The sequence below is a fragment of the Legionella longbeachae genome (assembly GCF_004283175.1).
GTDB classification, from domain to species: Bacteria; Pseudomonadota; Gammaproteobacteria; order Legionellales; family Legionellaceae; genus Legionella; species Legionella longbeachae.
Window position 1 is genome coordinate 92,711 of the sequence record NZ_RXNW01000008.1, and the last position, 17,068, is coordinate 109,778.

The window sequence follows — 17,068 nt, forward strand, 5'->3', positions numbered from 1 at the left end:
CATATATCAGTAGTGCAACTTGCTTAATAATAATAAAACCAAGCATGGCGCAAAGAAAAGCAATTATATGCCTCATTGAATACAAAAAATGAAACCATACTTTTTTTTTCATTGAGCTTCCTGCGCTTAAATACAATTCTTTATTAGATCCTTGCCATGAACATTTGAATATTTTGGTAAGTTCCTGCTTATTTCAAAAATACTCAGACCTATGCTGCAATGTGTAAAGAACCGCTTAGCTTGTAGACAATCGTACTAAATAGTTTCTAAGAGAGCCTTCTCAAATCGACGTGACACCCACTCTACACCAAGATAAGTAAAACAATCTTGCAAATAATCAGCTAGTTCGTCTTCGCTCATAACATGCTCAAAACCAATGGGCTCTATATCATGGTGAAAATAGGCTCCAAAATAATGCATTGAAAAATCGACATAATCGCGTGTATGTAAGATAAAAGCGTGCCAAAGATCATCAAGAAGCAGTAAAGGGCCAAAAAGGTATGTTCTTTTTCCCAATTTAGCTCTTTGGTCGTGCAACCACATCCAAGACAATAAATCAGTAAATAATTCATTTACCTCTTGCAGGGTAAGCTCAGGACGGTGATAACAAAAATACGTTACAACCGTCTTATTTTGATAAAGTAATATATCCGGTAATTCTATCTTATTAGCCACAACATGTTTTCTTCATGCTTGGTTTTTGAGTAACATATCGCACAATACGGCAAATCATTTCTTCTTTAGTCATTATTATCTCCTAAAAAGTTAATATTCAACCACATTGTAATTCATTTATTGAAATTAAGCATAATACATTCACTTTATAACTTACCAGATCACACAACGATTTTTATTAACCATAGGACTATCATTAGATAGATGATAAGCTGCTTGAAATTGTGGAATATTAGCTAAACTTCCATTTACTCTATATTGTGCAGGAGGATGAGGATCAGTAGTAATTTGATTTCTTATTTGTTGCGGTCTAATATTCATAGCCCAGACATGCGCTGTTGCTAAAAAGAATTGTTGATCCGGAGTCATTCCCGCGATTGTAGGTGCATTTTTATATTCCTTAGAATGCTGGAATGCCCTGTAAGCCAAGATAATACCTCCTAAATCAGCAGTGGCTTCCCCTACAACCAATTTCCCTTGTACATGTAAATCATCGACAACATAATTCGAATATTGATTCACAATGCATTGTGTAGCTGCTTGGAACTTTGCTAAATCACTCGGTGTCCACCAATTTTTTAAATTGCCATAACCATCAAATTTTGCCCCTTGATCATCAAACCCATGGGTCATTTCATGTCCCATGACAAACCCTATCGCTCCATAATTCACTGCTGCCGGGGCATCGGGGGAAAAAAATGGGGATTGTAAAATTCCTGCTGGAATATTTAGATTATTCATTGATGGATCATAATAAGCATTAATAGTTTGTGGAGTCATTGCCCACTCAGTTTTATCTATAGGCTTTCCTATTTTATGAAGATCACGATTTGTTAAAAATTTATTAGCTCTAATAACATTTAATACATAAGGTCCCCGATTAACTTTCAACTTAGAGTAGTCCCACCATTTTGAAGGATATCCTACTCGCTCCTCCATTAAATCCAATTTTTTCAAAGCGGCTTTGCGTGTGGCTGGTGTCATCCATGATAAAGTATTAATATCTTCTTTTAATACGGTACGAATATTCTTAAGTATGTCCAAAGCTTGCTTTTTATCTTCTGGAGAAAAATATTTATCCACGTACATCTTACCAATAGCGAATCCTAAAGCAGCATTTTCTGTAGCTACAACTCGCTTCCATCTCGGTAATATTTTTTCTGCTCCAGTAAGCACAGAAACCATTTTAAAATTTTGATCCACAAAAGGTTTTGATAAATAAGAAGCAAAAGAATCAATCAAATGCCAACGTAAATACGTCTTCCAGTCTTCCAAAGAAATTGTAGTTAATTGTTTATTCAGATCCTTGAAAAAAACAGGCATTGCCATATTGACGTGCTTAAGTTTATCTTGCCCCATAGCTGCAAAATATGCAGGCCAGGAAAAGTTTGGAGTCAATTGTGCCAATTGAGCTAAGTTCATTATATGATAAATTTCATTAGGGTCACGTTGTTGCACTTGAGACATAGAAACCTTAGCCATTTGCGTTTCTAGTTTCATTACTGTTTTAGCCTCAATTGTTGCTTTATCTGGTGCATCTCCTAATAATTCAAACATTTTAGCAATGTGATCCACATATGCATCACGAATTTGTTTGAATTTAATATTATCTTTTAAATAATAATCACGATCGGGCAAGCCTAAACCTCCTTGCACTAATGCCCCTATCATCTCACTACTATTTTTAAAATCTTGCATACTCCCAAAATCAAAAAAAGCATCAACTCCTATTTGATGTAAATGAGCTATTTCATTTTGTAAGTCAGTTAGGTTTTTCAAATTATTGATACGATCAAATTCGGGTTGTAAGGGTTTAATACCTAGTTGATTAATACTTTCTTCATCCATGCCACTGTAGTAAAAATCCCCTACTTTTTGTTCAATACTACCTGGCTTTGCCGTTGTATCTTTAGCTGCATTAATGAGCATTTGATGGATAATATTCTGGACTTTCTCGCTGATAATATTAAAACTTCCCCAACTTGAATAATCAGGGGGAATAGGATTATTCTTTTGCCAATTACCATTAGCATAGGAATAAAAATCTTGGCTGGGTGAGATATTAGTATTTAACCAATTCATATGAAGCGCTTCTTCAGTAGCGCTTTTCTGGGGTTCGGTACTTGCAGCAAAAATCGATGAACTACATACCAAAGCAAAAATAAGACCTACATTAAGTCTCATGACAGAATCCTCCTTTTTAACAGCTCCTATTATGCTTCAATAGGATAAAATTCTGCTTGCAGTGCAGGAAGATACTCCTCTGTATCAAAATAAGTATATTCCCAAGCATCTCTTCTAACCATTAACTCTCGCAATAACCTATTATTAAGTTCGTGGCCTGATTTATAACCTTCAAAAGCACCAATTAGGCTAGAACCTAACAAATATAGATCACCAATTGCATCTAAAACTTTATGAGAAACAAATTCTGATTCAAAGCGAAGTCCATCATCATTAAGGACACGATAATCATCAACTACTATCGCGTTATCTAAACTGCCGCCCTTAGCCAAATCACATTCCCTTAATTTCTCATAATCAGAGAGGAAACCAAAAGTCCGTGCACGACATACTTCTTTCACATACGAAGTCGTAGAGAAATCAAAGCTCACTGTCTGCGGCTTATCGTTAAAAGCTGGATGATCAAAATCTATAGTAAAAGTAATTTTATATCCATTGTAAGGATAGAATTGAACGAATTTTCCATTATCTTCAACTCGAATTGGCTTAATAATTCGAATGTACTTTTTGGGGGCATTTTGTTCACGAATACCCGCTGATTGGATTAGAAAAACAAAAGGAGCAGCACTCCCATCCATAATAGGTAGCTCAGGTCCATTCACATCAATATAAGCATTGTCGATGCCCAAACCTGCCAGGGCAGAAAGCAAATGTTCTACAGTTGCAATCTTAATCGGCCCCTGATGTAAAGTAGTACATAACATTGTATCGCCAACATGCTCATAAGATGCTGGGATTTCTACTACAGGCTCAAGATCCACTCGTCTAAAAACGATACCTGTATTCACTGGAGCTGGTCTCAAGGTTAAGAGCACTTTTTCGCCAGAATGCAATCCTACCCCTGTCGCTTGGATCACTTTTTTAGGAGTTCTTTGTTTTGTCATTCAGTGCTCACCTTGTTCTTCATAATATCAGATTTTTTATTTATTTACTTTGCGCGCAAAACTTCGCGATCCTATCAATATTTTATTATTTAGTCTAATTATTTTTGTATCAAAGACTGAAATTTCCTTCTCCTATAACAGAAGAAGGAGTTCAAATTTATAACTCTTCCTGGCGACGCAAAAATGCAGGGATATCTAAATAATCTACATCAGGAACATTATCACTATTTTGCTTTAAAGTGGAAGATACATTTGTCTGAGCCTGTTTACGAACCACAGCTGGTCTATCAAATTGTTGATAATCTAATGAACCATCGCTTCGTGTTGTTTCAAGCAAACGAGCACGATGGGATTGTTGTGGTTGAGCCTGTTGATGACGTTGTCTCGTATCACCTAAACCTGTAACAATAACAGTAACACGCATTTCATCAGTCATTTCAGGATCAATTACAGTCCCTACCACTACAGTAGCATCATCAGAAATAAATTCTTTAACGACATCACCTACTTCTTCGAATTCTCCAATTGACATGTCAAGACCTGCGGTAATATTGACAAGAATACCTCGAGCACCAGAAAAATTCACATCTTCGAGTAATGGAGAAGCAATAGCGGCTTCGGCTGCTTGGCGTGCTCGTTGTTCACCCACAGCGCTACCTGTACCCATCATTGCCATACCCATTTCCGACATGACAGTACGAACGTCTGCAAAGTCCACATTGATTAAACCAGGGCGAGTTATTAAATCAGATATCCCTTTTACTGCACCGAGTAAAACATTATTCGCCGCCTTAAACGCATTAAGAAGACTGATATTTTTCCCAAGAACGCTCAGTAATTTGTTATTAGGTATCGTGATCAGTGAGTCAACATGTTCTGCCAGACGGCGTATCCCCTCTTCCGCAGCCAATGCACGCTGTTTACCTTCAAAGGAGAATGGTTTAGTCACTACAGCAACAGTTAAAATACCCAATTCTTTAGCAATTTCTGCAAAGACAGGTGCCGCACCTGTTCCAGTTCCCCCCCCCATTCCTGCAGTGATGAAAACCATATCCGCACCGGTCAAAATTTCTCGGATAAGATCTCTATCTTCTTCTGCTGCTTCTCGTCCAATTTGTGGATTTGCTCCAGCGCCTAAACCCTTGGTAAGTTCATCACCGAGTTGAATATGTATTTTTGCATTAGACCCTTTTAGTGCCTGTGCATCAGTATTAGCACAAATAAATTCAACGCCATCAATATTTTCTGCGACCATATGTTCAACGGCATTACCACCGCCACCACCTACACCAACGACCTTAATTACAGCATTATTGGTATAATGTTGGCTTTCCATTAATTCAAACATAACCCCGCTCCCCTCATATGTTTATTCTTTGTCTAATCCAGCAGTAATAACTCTAACGAAAACATCTGCTGATTTAATTAAAAACTTTTTTGTTATCTAAAAATTACCTTGGAACCATTCTTTCATACGTGCCCACAAACTGCGAGTACTATCATTCATTGTAGGTGCACTGTAGTTCGATAGATACTGCTGTTGATAACCATGTAACAATAATCCTACCCCCGTAGCAAAAGAAGGGTTTTCGGTTGCTTCAGCTAGACCCGATACAGAATGTGCCAACCCTTTTCGTACTGGCATTTCGAAACAGAGCTCTGCAAGCTCAATACCCCCTTGTACATTTGCGGCGCCACCAGTAAGAACAATACCAGCTGCCATCCGATCCTCAAAACCACTGCGTCGTAATTCATTGCGAACCAAAGTAAACAACTCCTCATATCGTGCAGCAACCACATCAGATAGAGCAGTGGCTGAAATTTTTCGGCCAGGCCTATCATTCACACTGGTCACTTCTAACATTTGGTTTGCATTAGCTAATTCAGACAATGCGCAAGCATGATTCAACTTAATGGCTTCAGCTGCTTTAGTCGGTGTACGTAAAGCCATGGCAATATCATTAGTGACTTGATCACCTGCAATAGGAATTACTGCTGTATGCTGAATTGCGCCTTCAGAAAATATGGCTATATCTGTAGTTCCACCACCAATATCAATGAGGCACACACCTAAATCTTTTTCGTCATCAGTAAGAACCGCATGGCTTGAAGCCAATTGTTCCAGGATAATATCATTCACTTCCAATCCGCATCGGCGCACACACTTGACTATATTTTGTGCGGCACTTACTAGGCCAGTAACGATATGCACCCGAGACTCAAGCCGCACGCCAGACATGCCTATAGGCTCGCGGATACTATTTTGGTGATCAATGATAAATTCTTGAGGTAAAACATGAAGAATCTTTTGATCTGCAGGGATTGCTACAGCTTTTGCAGCATCAATTACTCGTTCTACATCAGCCTGCGATACCTCTTTATCACGAATAGCCACAATCCCATGTGAATTCAAACTACGAATGTGGCTTCCTGCGATCCCTGCATAAACCGTTCGCACCTCGCATCCGGCCATGAGCTCTGCTTCTTGAACTGCTCGTTGTATGGAGTTTACAGTAGCCTCTATATCCACAACAACACCGCGTTTTAAACCACGAGAAGGATGACGACCTATTCCGATAATTTCTATTGCACCATCAGAGGTAACTTCACCAATTAATGCAATTACTTTTGAAGTTCCGATGTCCAATCCAGTGATAATATTTTTTTCTATTTTTTTTGCCATTATCGTTCCGTTTGTTGTTTCCACTGCACTGCCATACCACGTGGATAACGCAGGTCCACGCTTGCCAACTGCTCTATTTTTTCAGCAAATACCGCAGGATATGCCTTACAAAAACGAAGCAACCGTGCTTCAAGCTCTTTCTTTCCTAAATATATCTTGATTTCATTGCCTAAAAGCAATACCCATGATTGGTTTTCACTTAAATTTAGTCCAGTGGCTTTCACATCATACATTGATAATATCTTACTCAATTTTTTGTAAACTTGTAAGACGTCTACTTGTTGAGATACAGGACCTTTTAAGCGAGGGATATTTAGATCTTCAGGGACAGCATCTTCATTAAATAATCTGCCATCCTCTGTCATTAAAGCATTATTCCAAATCGCAACCGGTTTTTTTTCAACAAGTTTTATTTTTAAAGTATCAGGCCAAATACGCTCAACACTCGCAGTATCCACCCAACCTATCGCATTTAATTCATCCTGTAATACACTTACTGGAAAAGTAAAAAAACTATTAATCAAATGCTTTGATAATATATGTTCCAGTTCCTGATGAGTTACATGTTCGTAATTCGCAGAGACTTTAACCGTAGTAATTGGAAAACGTTCTGCATCAGACATATAATAATAACCCAAACGATAGGTCAAAAATATCGCACTTAAACTTAATACTAATAACCAACAAATATAACGCAAATTCCCGAAAACAACACTCCTATTTTTATCCATGACATTCACAGGTAATTGGTTACTATATGTCGACGACAGTTCTGATGTACCATTGCAATCCGAATCAGTTCGTCAAGCAAATCAGGATAGGCTAAACCACTTGCCTGCCATAATTTTGGATACATGCTGATCGAAGTAAACCCTGGTAAAGTATTTACTTCATTAAAATAAATTGTCTCAGTTTTTTCATTAACAAAAAAATCAACACGCGCCATACCCTTACATTTTAATCGAAGAAAAATATCCGCTGCTGCTTGTTTTAATTGTTCATACAAAGTATGACTTAAATGAGCAGGTATTATTAAATCAGTTTTTCCACTCTCTAAATATTTTGCTGAGTAAGAATAAAAACCGTCAGGATGATTTACTCGAATTTCACCTGCAAAACTGACTCTTGGCTTTCCTGCTGGAATAACACTCTCAAGAACGGATAATTCAATCTCCCTCCCTGTCACGAATGCTTCGACTAAAATTTCTTCGTCATAACGTAGCGCATCCTCTACAGCATTGATAAGTTCATCCATATTTTTTGCTTTATGTATCCCTACACTTGAGCCCATGGCACAAGGTTTAACAAATAAAGGCCAACCAAATTCTGCAGCAACTTCTTGACAAAAACGTTGTCTCTCGGATGTTGAGGTATGCCACGATAAAACCTTATAATCCGCTGATTTTAAACCATTAATACAAGCGATACGCCTTGTCATATCTTTGTCCATGCCAATAGCAGAAGAAAGCACATCACAACCGACGTAGGCTACCCCTGATAACTCAAGCATTCCCTGTAAACAGCCATCTTCATATAGAGGTCCATGAACTATAGGAAAAACAATATCTGCATCAACAGATAAACGCCCATTGATTAGTAAGCCTGCTAAGGGCTTTGATTTTTCAGTCACAACAGGAAGCTTTTCTTTAGATGCTAATAAATCCTGGTATTGATGTTGATGCAATAATCCATCTTTATCCATGGCAATAGGAATAATATTGTATTTTTTATCATCCAAATGCGCTAAAACAGATGCGGCTGAAATCAATGAAATCTCATGCTCTCCAGATTTCCCACCATAGAGCAGAACCAGATTGATAAGCTTAGACATTAATAATCTCCAATAATATGTACTTCGCGCATCAACTCAATTGTTGTCTGCTCACGAACTTTAGTTTGTACTAAATGTATCAATGCTTCAATATCCGCTGCGATTGCCGATCCTTGATGATTGATAATAAAATTGGCATGCTTTTGAGAAACTACTGCCCCACCTATGGTGAATCCTTTCAACCCACAAGATTCAATCAAACGAGCTGCATAATCGCCAGGAGGATTTCTAAATACTGACCCGCAGTTGTATTCATTTGTAGGCTGTGTATTTGCCCTATGGGCTAACAAATCCTTTATAACTTGCAAAGAAGTTTCTTTATTACCAGGATTAAGTTTAAATGTCGCTGAAACAAACCACTCATCAGAGGGCGCTAAAACATGGCGATAAGCAACTTCATACTCTTCGGGTTTACGAATTTTTATTTCACCCCTTCGTGTCATGGTTTGCAATTCTATTACAGATTGCCAAGTTTCACCCCCATGACAACCGGCATTCATTCGTAAAGCCCCTCCCATCGTGCCAGGAATACCAGCCCAAAACTCTCCACCAGACAAATCATTACGTGCACAGAAACGCGCCATGCTTGCACAAGATACCCCGGCACCTACTTTAATTGTCTGGGCATCCAGCAGTGCTACTTCTTTTAAACATCCTTGGGTAAGGATAACTGTTCCGGAGAAACCACCATCTCGAATTAAAGAATTGGAACCCAATCCTAACCACAACAATGGCTCAGTTTCAGGGAGCTGACGAAGGAATAACGATAAATCAGCAATATTTGCAGGCTTATAGAGCTTGGCGGCAGGCCCCCCAACACGCCAAGTAGTATATTCTGCCAAAGACTCATTATAAAGCAAAGTGCCTTGTAATTTATCGGTAAAGTCGCAATCATTCTCTATTGTGCTCATTTTATTCTCATAATTCTTGCATCAAGTTCACCGCAATTTGTCCGATACTTCCAGCACCTTGAATCAGTATCACATCACCCTCTTTAACCGATTGATCTAAATTTTTTTTAAGTGATCGTTCATCTACCAAAGTAACTTTTTTGTCATTATTCCTTATTTTTTCTGCCAGGCTTTCACTATTTACACCTGGGATTTCAGACTCCCCTGCAGAATAAATATCAAACAAAAACAACTCGTCAGCAAGACTTAACACATCAACAAATTGCTCTTGTAACTCTTGAGTTCGTGTATAACGGTGCGGTTGAAATACATGTACTAACCGCTTATTTGGCCATACATGACGAAACGCATCTATGGTTGATAGAATTTCTTGAGGATGATGTCCGTAATCATCCACAACAAGAGCAGAGCCCTTCTCGAATTTTTTCTCGCCTAACATTTGGAAACGACGACCCACACCCTGAAATTTTTCCAAGGCTCGAATAATAGAATTATCATCAACACCTAGCTGTGTAGCAATTGCAATCGAAGCTAACGCATTTAATACATTATGACGACCTGGATACTGAAATTGGATTTTTAGGGGAGAATAGGATTTTGGGCGAATGACTGTGAACTCACTAATAAGTTCGTTTTGTGTCCAATCTATCGCACGATAATGAGCTTCTTCCGTAAAACCATAGGTTAACGTAGGCCTCTCAATAAATGGTAGAATTTTGCGCACCTCAGGATCATCAATACATACCACGGCCGAACCATAGAAAGGTAAATGATGGAGAAACTCAAGAAAAGTGGTTCTTAGTTTTTCAAAATTGTTTTCATAAGTTCCCATATGATCTGCGTCGATATTAGTCACTATCGCCATCATAGGTTTTAAGAATAAAAATGATGCATCACTTTCATCTGCCTCAACAACAAAATAGGGAGACTGGCCAAGTTGGGCATTAATCCCCAGGCTGTTTAGTTTTCCACCAATTACGAAGCTTGGATCTAATCCTCCTTCGGCTAGAACGCTACTTACTAAGCTTGTAGTTGTTGTTTTGCCATGAGTTCCAGCTACAGCGATACCATGTCGAAAGCGCATCAGCTCCGCAAGCATTGCTGCTCGAGGAATAACCGGAATCATTTGTTCGCGAGCTGCTACTATTTCAGGATTATTCCACTCCACAGCTGAAGAACGAACAACAACATCGGCTCCTTTTATATGTTCTGCTTTATGTCCTAAATAAACAGGAACCCCCAAAGATTTTAATCGTTGTACCGTACTCCCTTCACCTAAATCCGAACCTGTAATGCGATACCCTTGGTTGTGTAAAACCTCAGCAATTCCACACATACCAACACCACCAATCCCAACAAAATGTATTTGCTCTACGCAACCCATACGTGAAGATATAAATTGTCTCGAATTGCCCACAATTCCCCCTTATGTTTACCTAAACTTACTATCAAAAAAGTATTTTTTCTGATAGTTATTTAGGTTGATAGCGGCCTCAACCCAAGAGCCTGCCAACGATTTTCATGATCAATGCGCAATAATAACGCAATTACAACACAATTAATAACCATACTGGCACCACCGTAACTCATCAGTGGTAAAGTTAATCCTTTTGTAGGTAACAAACCCGAATTAACCCCCATATTAATAGCTGCTTGTAAACCCAGCCAAAAGGTTAATCCGTACGCTGTATAAGAAGCAAATAATCGTTCCTGTATATAAGCGTTGTATGCAATGGTCAAACCTCTAATTACTAAAATACTGTATAAAGCCATAACCGTTAAAATACCTACCAAACCTAATTCCTCTGCCAAGACAGCAAATAAGAAATCAGTATGTGCTTCAGGCAGATATAATAATTTTTGGATACTTTCGCCTAAACCAGCTCCAAACCATCCTCCACGTCCAAATGCAATTAAAGATTGAGTCAATTGATAACCACTATTATATTGGTCTGCCCAAGGATCTAAAAATGCGGTCAGACGAGCAACTCGATAAGGGGACGAAACTGCCAAAAAGGCTAATGCTCCCACTACTACTAACATCAAACCTATATAATAACGTAATTTTACTCCCGCTAAAAACAGCATTGCCATCACTGTTCCTGAAATCACAACCGTAGCTCCAAAATCAGGCTCCCTCAGTAACAATAGTGATACGATTCCTAAAATAACCATTGGCTTGATAAAGCCCAAAATACTGGTACTGACCGCCTTTTGCTGACGAACCAAATAACCTGCCAAATAAAAAATCATAGTGAGCTTGGCCAATTCAGAAACTTGTATTCCTATAGGCCCTAATGCCAACCATCGTCGACTACCATTGACCGAACGTCCAATCCCGGGAACCAATACAATCAGTAACATGAGCAAACAGATGATCAGCATTGGCATGCTAATACGTTCCCAAACACTACTATCGGTTCTTACAATTATTAAAGCAACAATTATTCCTGCAGCTAAATAACACACTTGACGGATCAAAAAATGAAACGGCTGATGAAAATATTTAGTAGAAATCATGACTGAACTTGAGGCAACCATCATAAGCCCGATAATCAACAAACCAATAACGACACTAATAAGCCATTTATCATAAAGCGAAATAGGTTTGCTAACAGGTTTACCTCTTTGATTCACATGTCTTGGTCGCATCGGTTTATAACCCGTTTACTAAAGAAGCAAAAGCCTCGCCGCGATGATTAAAATCGCGAAACATATCCAAACTAGCACATGCAGGAGATAATAAAACAACATCGCCTGGTTTTGCCTGTAACTTAGCAACTTCGACCGCGTTATCTAATGAGGAGGCGCGTGATATTGGAACTACATTCGCCAATGCAGCTTCTATTTTATCTGCATCCTCACCAATTAAAACTATAGATCTTACAAAATCAGCAATTGGTTGAGTCAATTCCTTAAAATCAGCCCCTTTTCCTTGCCCACCGGCAATAAGTACAATCTTTCCTTGCATAGAACCTCCTATTCCATTAATTGCAGAGATTGTTGCACCAATATTTGTCCCTTTTGAATCATTTATCCAATCTACTCCATCCAAGGTTCGCACCCATTGACAACGATGGGGCAAGCCCGTAAATGTGGTTAATACCTCAATAATGTGTTGCTGTGTAATACCTGCTATATCGGCTAAAGCACATGCGGCAAGTGCATTAAACCAATTGTGCACTCCTTTGATTAATACAGACTCAACAGGCAAAAAGCAAGTATGACCCTTTGCCAAGTATATTTTATTCTCCTGGTTAATTAAACCCCAATTGTTTTTTTCAGGAGCATCTTTACCAAAAGAAATTCGATTTACATTCCCCCTCAAATGAATTTCTTCCTTTTCCCTTTCGCTGCAGGCATGCGATAAAGGTTCCCGAAGTATGGATGAGGTCTTGTTCGTGCTGAGTTCTTGGCTGATTTTTGCGTCGTCATGGCTCGAGGTCATAGGAACTGTATAAAAATCATCGCGGTTAAATAATGCAACCCGTGCTTTATGGTAAATTCGTTGCTTGGCTTGGATATAGGCCTCCATAGTATGATGCCTATCCAAATGATCAGGAGTCACGTTTAAAATTGTAGCGGCAATCGGCTCCAATGAATAAGTTAAATCCAATTGGAAGCTCGATAACTCCAAAACCCAAAGATCATATTGATGCTCATCATTAAGCATATCAAGAACCGGTGTTCCAATATTCCCGGCGACAGCAACTTTATATCCTGCAGCCTTTGCCATTTCTCCAACTAAAGTAGTGACTGTTGATTTTCCATTTGTTCCAGTAATTGCTATGACTGGGGCATGAATCTCTCGAGCCAGACACTCTATATCACCATAAATACTTACGCCTGCCTTCATGGCTTTTTTTAAAAAAGGTGTATCTAAAGACAAACCTGGACTTGCAACAATATCTGAAAGTTGAAAGATTATTTCATCAGGAATATTTTGGATATAAAGAGAAACATTGGGAAATTCTCGAGTAAACTCAGCAATACCCGGAGCCTGTGCACGTGTATCAAAAGCAATAAATGGTTTATTATTTCTACGTAAATACCGTGCTACTGATAAACCAGTTTTACCCAAACCTGCTATTAAATACAACGGAGGATTCATGAGTGCACCTTTTTATCGAAGTTTTAAAGTCGCCAATCCGCATAAAACAAACACTACAGTAATAATCCAAAATCTGACAATTATTTTTGGCTCCGACCATCCTTTTAATTCAAAATGGTGATGTAAAGGTGCCATTCGAAATAATCGTTTACCATGAGTGTACTTGAAATATCCTACTTGTAAAATAACAGAGATTGTCTCAATAACAAACAAACCACCCATCATTAATAAAACTAACTCTTCTCGAATCACTACAGCAACAATACCTAACGCAGCTCCCAAGGCTAAAGATCCTACGTCCCCCATAAATACTTGGGCAGGATAGCTGTTATACCAAAGAAAACCAAGGCCTGCACCTACAATTGAAGAACAAAAAATAGTTAACTCCCCAGTATTGGGAACATAGGGTATACCTAAATAAGGTGCATAGACTGCATTACTTGACGCGTACGCAAATATACCTAAAGCCCCTGCAACCATGACTATGGGCATAATAGCCAATCCATCTAACCCATCAGTCAAGTTCACCGCATTGGAACTTCCCACAATAACAAAATAACCCAGAACAGGAAAAAATATACCTAAGCCTATAGTCAACGATTTAAAAAAAGGTACAGTTAACTGTGTATGCACTGGTAAATCTGCATGCATATACAAATAGATCACCGCGATGAGTGCTACTACTGATTGCCAAAAATATTTCCAACGAGCAGGTAAGCCTTTACTGTTTTTTAATACTAGTTTGCGATAATCATCAACCCAGCCAACAACTCCATTTCCTAACGTCACTAAAAGGACAAGCCATAAACTAGGCTGTTGCAAATCGCCCCATAGCAAACAGCTCACAGTAACTGCTAATACAATTAACACCCCTCCCATAGTTGGGGTGCCTGCTTTAGATAAATGTGATTGCGGTCCATCATCTCGTACCATCTGACCTATCTGCAAGCCACGTAGCCAACGAATCATAATAGGACCACACACTAATCCTACTATAAGTGCAGTTAAAGATGCTAAAATAGATCGAAACGTCAGGTATTGAAAAACTCGTAACGCATGATATTGTCCCTGAAATAACTGCGTTAGCCAGTAAAGCATAAACTGTTCCTCTCGTTAGCGCCCAATGATGGGTTCTTATTAAATAATGCCCAATCAGGTTAATGGGCCAAAAAGCGGCCAAGCATACCATAAACCGACAATCCATTCAGCATTCTGTAAAAAAATTCTTGAACCCTTAATTCAATTCATTCAATCGCCAAATGAAGACCTACATTTTTATCCTCAATCTGACGCTGTACGTTTTCTTCTGTACCATTTATTCTTAATATAAACCTTAACAACTAGAAACACTTATCCCTTTGTGCGATGCTAATCGGGACATTCGTACAAAAGTCTCTTGATGAACGAACTCAGACTCCATTTTATTTATACAAGCTGATGCACAATTTTTTCCATGGCACTAGAACGAGAACCTTTAACCAAAACCACAGTGTCTGCTGATAATTTTGCAACCAGATTTTGTACAAGTTGTTCTTGGCTGGTAAAATATTCACCACCAACTCCAAATGCCTCAGCAGCCAATCTGCTTTTGGAACCACAACAAAGGAGTTGATCAATTCCCAAACGACGGGCAGCAATACCAACCTCTTGATGATGTTGGGTCGCCCAAACTCCCAGCTCCCCCATGTCACCAAACACAAAAATTTTTTTCCCTGGATGCTCTGCTAATACCTCTAACGCAACCAAAACGGAACGTAAATTTGCATTATAAGTATCATCAATTACTGTAGATTGATTTTTTCCAGTAAGAACAGTTAACCGGCCTTTTACTCCGCTAAAAAGATTTAACCCTTGTTGAATCTCTTTTGCAGAGAGGCCTATGGCATGACAACAAGCAGCAGCAGCTAATGCATTACGAACATTATGTAAACCAGGAACTTTTAAATGGATATCAGCTCTTCCATTAGGAACTATTAAAGAAAAATGTCCGCAGCCCTGGCTATCCAATTGAACATCTTGAGCATAAACATCCGCAGGATGTTCTATAGAGAAACGAAGTACTTTTTTATCCAGTAACAACTCATCCCAGAAATGCGCATAAGCATCATCATCATTGACTATAGCAGTCCCAGCAGAAGATAAACCTTGATGTATTTCACCTTTAGCACGGGCCACACCATCTATAGAACCAAAACCCTCCACATGCGCCGGAGCAATATTATTAATTAAAGTAACATCAGGATGAACAATTGCTACCGTATGCGCAATTTCACCTGGATGATTTGCCCCTAATTCAAAAACGGCATAACGATGTTGGCTATTTAGCTGAAAAACACTTAATGGGGCGCCAATATGATTGTTGAGATTTCCTTTCGTGGAATGTGAAGGGGAAGGTAAAATAGCAGCAATCATTTCTTTGGTGGTAGTTTTCCCATTAGAACCAGTAAGCGCAATAACGGGACAATGTATATTCTGTCGGTGAGCGGCTGCTATCTTAGCCAGTGCCTGAATTGGATCAGGAACAACAAACTGTGGGATATGCACTCCTTCTACTCTGTGGCTTACTACTGCAGCTACCGCACCTCGAGCTTCAGCTTCTTTAATAAAATCATGGCCATCAAAACGCTCCCCACGGATAGCAATAAATAAACTACCTGATTTGAGTTCGCGACTATCAATACAAATACCAGTAAGTTCAGTACTAATCTGGCATGATTGAGCGAGTAATGCAGCAACTGTATTTAGATTCATAATAATAAGGCATGGCTAAAACTCTAGTGTACTAACACTTGAGCTTAGAGTTCAAGGGGAATAATATTATAAATTGTTGCACATAAGCACCAACAGGGGCATCAAGATAGTTGCGGTAAGTTGGGCTGTGTAGAATAGCGTAGCCCAACCCTCTATTTCAATAAGTCAAGATGATACAGCCACTGATTCAAAAGATGGATTTATTTGTAATGACTGATAATAACGAGAAACCCTCTCCTCTGTTAAGGGCTTACGTCGATCGTCAAGCAAATAAGCATCTAACTCTTCACTTAACTGTCGCGCGGTTTCTATCATAACTGCCAACCGCTCTCTATCGATACCTGAATTTTTTGAAGGGTGCATATATAAACATAAACCGCGCACACTAAAAGCGCCTATATTTTGTAAGTCAAAAACGCCTGTTGCTGTTGCCGCTGCTAAACTAAACAAAACCGGCCCCTGGCCATTTGAGAACTGATGACGATGGAATAAATGCCCTTCACCGAAACGGAGACCAACTGCTAAAACAGTCTGTAACAACTCATATCCGGCGAATTGTCTATTTTCCTTTGCAAGCAGAAATATCATTAAAGTAGAGGGAGCTTCATCCTTTGATGTCGTTTGTATTTCTATTTTTGGTTCTGGTTTAGAGTCAATTTTTAACTTGACTTCATTGTCATCATCTTCTGGCAGCAAACGAGGGGACGAAACATTTTCAGTAGACTTTTTTAATAATTGCACGTCCTCATTTCTTTTTACTTCATTATCGAGATCAGAAGTTACATTGACTTTTCGTACCGCAATAATGTCATCATTATAATTCTGTGCACCAGTTACATTCTTCTCTGATACTCCCAGACTGGGTTGATAACGTTCTGGGCTTAAGCTCTGTTTTCGAGCTTTCATTAAGCGCCAAATTGCTACAATGACACCAATCAACAACAGGACATTAAGAATTAAGCTCCAATTTGCCTGCAT

The 17,068-nt window shown here is 38.9% G+C and carries 14 protein-coding genes; all 14 read right to left on the bottom strand.

Translation table 11 applies throughout. The features are described from left to right. Positions 1-255: 255 nt before the first annotated feature. Positions 256-675, bottom strand: coding sequence for a glycine-rich domain-containing protein (locus EKG34_RS09605; protein ID WP_003635208.1), 420 nt, complete (start codon positions 673-675; stop codon positions 256-258). Positions 676-828: 153 nt separating this feature from the next. Continuing rightward, the gene (locus EKG34_RS09610) at positions 829-2,859 is read right to left on the bottom strand and encodes a M13 family metallopeptidase (RefSeq protein WP_003635206.1); all 2,031 of its coding nucleotides are present in this window, start codon (positions 2,857-2,859) and stop codon (positions 829-831) included. Between the two features lie 29 nt (positions 2,860-2,888). After that, positions 2,889-3,803, bottom strand: a complete 915-nt coding sequence (lpxC, locus tag EKG34_RS09615; RefSeq protein ID WP_003635205.1) for a UDP-3-O-acyl-N-acetylglucosamine deacetylase — start codon at positions 3,801-3,803, stop codon at positions 2,889-2,891. Positions 3,804-3,960: 157 nt separating this feature from the next. Then, on the bottom strand, positions 3,961-5,151 hold the full coding sequence (gene ftsZ / locus EKG34_RS09620; protein WP_003635202.1) for a cell division protein FtsZ: 1,191 nt from the start codon (positions 5,149-5,151) through the stop codon (positions 3,961-3,963). A gap of 96 nt (positions 5,152-5,247) precedes the next feature. Further along, a complete protein-coding gene (gene ftsA / locus EKG34_RS09625) occupies positions 5,248-6,486 on the bottom strand; it encodes a cell division protein FtsA (RefSeq protein ID WP_003635200.1) in 1,239 nt (412 codons plus the stop codon). Beyond that, positions 6,486-7,217, bottom strand: a complete 732-nt coding sequence (locus EKG34_RS09630; RefSeq protein WP_003635198.1) for a cell division protein FtsQ/DivIB — start codon at positions 7,215-7,217, stop codon at positions 6,486-6,488. Before EKG34_RS09630 ends, ftsA begins: the two co-directional genes overlap by 1 nt. Before the next feature lie 5 nt (positions 7,218-7,222). After that, positions 7,223-8,317 (bottom strand): D-alanine--D-alanine ligase family protein, encoded by a 1,095-nt coding sequence (locus EKG34_RS09635; protein WP_003635196.1) that lies wholly within the window; start codon positions 8,315-8,317, stop codon positions 7,223-7,225. Beyond that, the gene (murB, locus tag EKG34_RS09640; protein ID WP_003635195.1) at positions 8,317-9,228 is read right to left on the bottom strand and encodes a UDP-N-acetylmuramate dehydrogenase; all 912 of its coding nucleotides are present in this window, start codon (positions 9,226-9,228) and stop codon (positions 8,317-8,319) included. Before murB ends, EKG34_RS09635 begins: the two co-directional genes overlap by 1 nt. 7 nt (positions 9,229-9,235) lie before the next feature. Then, entirely contained in the window at positions 9,236-10,645 is a 1,410-nt protein-coding gene (gene murC, locus EKG34_RS09645) for a UDP-N-acetylmuramate--L-alanine ligase (protein ID WP_012979360.1), read from the bottom strand. A gap of 59 nt (positions 10,646-10,704) precedes the next feature. After that, on the bottom strand, positions 10,705-11,880 hold the full coding sequence (gene ftsW, locus EKG34_RS09650) for a putative lipid II flippase FtsW (protein WP_003635191.1): 1,176 nt from the start codon (positions 11,878-11,880) through the stop codon (positions 10,705-10,707). A 4-nt stretch (positions 11,881-11,884) separates the two neighbouring features. Next, positions 11,885-13,339 (bottom strand): UDP-N-acetylmuramoyl-L-alanine--D-glutamate ligase, encoded by a 1,455-nt coding sequence (gene murD / locus EKG34_RS09655; protein WP_003635189.1) that lies wholly within the window; start codon positions 13,337-13,339, stop codon positions 11,885-11,887. Between the two features lie 12 nt (positions 13,340-13,351). Then, positions 13,352-14,437 (bottom strand): phospho-N-acetylmuramoyl-pentapeptide-transferase, encoded by a 1,086-nt coding sequence (gene mraY, locus EKG34_RS09660; RefSeq protein WP_003635187.1) that lies wholly within the window; start codon positions 14,435-14,437, stop codon positions 13,352-13,354. A gap of 327 nt (positions 14,438-14,764) precedes the next feature. Beyond that, positions 14,765-16,090, bottom strand: coding sequence for a UDP-N-acetylmuramoyl-tripeptide--D-alanyl-D-alanine ligase (locus tag EKG34_RS09670; RefSeq protein WP_003635184.1), 1,326 nt, complete (start codon positions 16,088-16,090; stop codon positions 14,765-14,767). A gap of 165 nt (positions 16,091-16,255) precedes the next feature. Then, the gene (locus EKG34_RS09675; RefSeq protein ID WP_003635183.1) at positions 16,256-17,068 is read right to left on the bottom strand and encodes a cell division protein ZipA C-terminal FtsZ-binding domain-containing protein; all 813 of its coding nucleotides are present in this window, start codon (positions 17,066-17,068) and stop codon (positions 16,256-16,258) included.

Coding starts and splice junctions, on each gene's coding strand:
- lpxC (WP_003635205.1), bottom strand. CDS start 3,803: ATGACAAAACAAAGAACTCCTAAAAAAGTGATCCAAGCGACAGGGGTA.
- ftsW (WP_003635191.1), bottom strand. CDS start 11,880: ATGCGACCAAGACATGTGAATCAAAGAGGTAAACCTGTTAGCAAACCT.
- mraY (WP_003635187.1), bottom strand. CDS start 14,437: ATGCTTTACTGGCTAACGCAGTTATTTCAGGGACAATATCATGCGTTA.
- EKG34_RS09635 (WP_003635196.1), bottom strand. CDS start 8,317: ATGTCTAAGCTTATCAATCTGGTTCTGCTCTATGGTGGGAAATCTGGA.
- ftsA (WP_003635200.1), bottom strand. CDS start 6,486: ATGGCAAAAAAAATAGAAAAAAATATTATCACTGGATTGGACATCGGA.
- murD (WP_003635189.1), bottom strand. CDS start 13,339: ATGAATCCTCCGTTGTATTTAATAGCAGGTTTGGGTAAAACTGGTTTA.
- EKG34_RS09670 (WP_003635184.1), bottom strand. CDS start 16,090: ATGAATCTAAATACAGTTGCTGCATTACTCGCTCAATCATGCCAGATT.
- EKG34_RS09675 (WP_003635183.1), bottom strand. CDS start 17,068: ATGCAGGCAAATTGGAGCTTAATTCTTAATGTCCTGTTGTTGATTGGT.
- EKG34_RS09610 (WP_003635206.1), bottom strand. CDS start 2,859: ATGAGACTTAATGTAGGTCTTATTTTTGCTTTGGTATGTAGTTCATCG.
- murB (WP_003635195.1), bottom strand. CDS start 9,228: ATGAGCACAATAGAGAATGATTGCGACTTTACCGATAAATTACAAGGC.
- ftsZ (WP_003635202.1), bottom strand. CDS start 5,151: ATGTTTGAATTAATGGAAAGCCAACATTATACCAATAATGCTGTAATT.
- EKG34_RS09630 (WP_003635198.1), bottom strand. CDS start 7,217: ATGGATAAAAATAGGAGTGTTGTTTTCGGGAATTTGCGTTATATTTGT.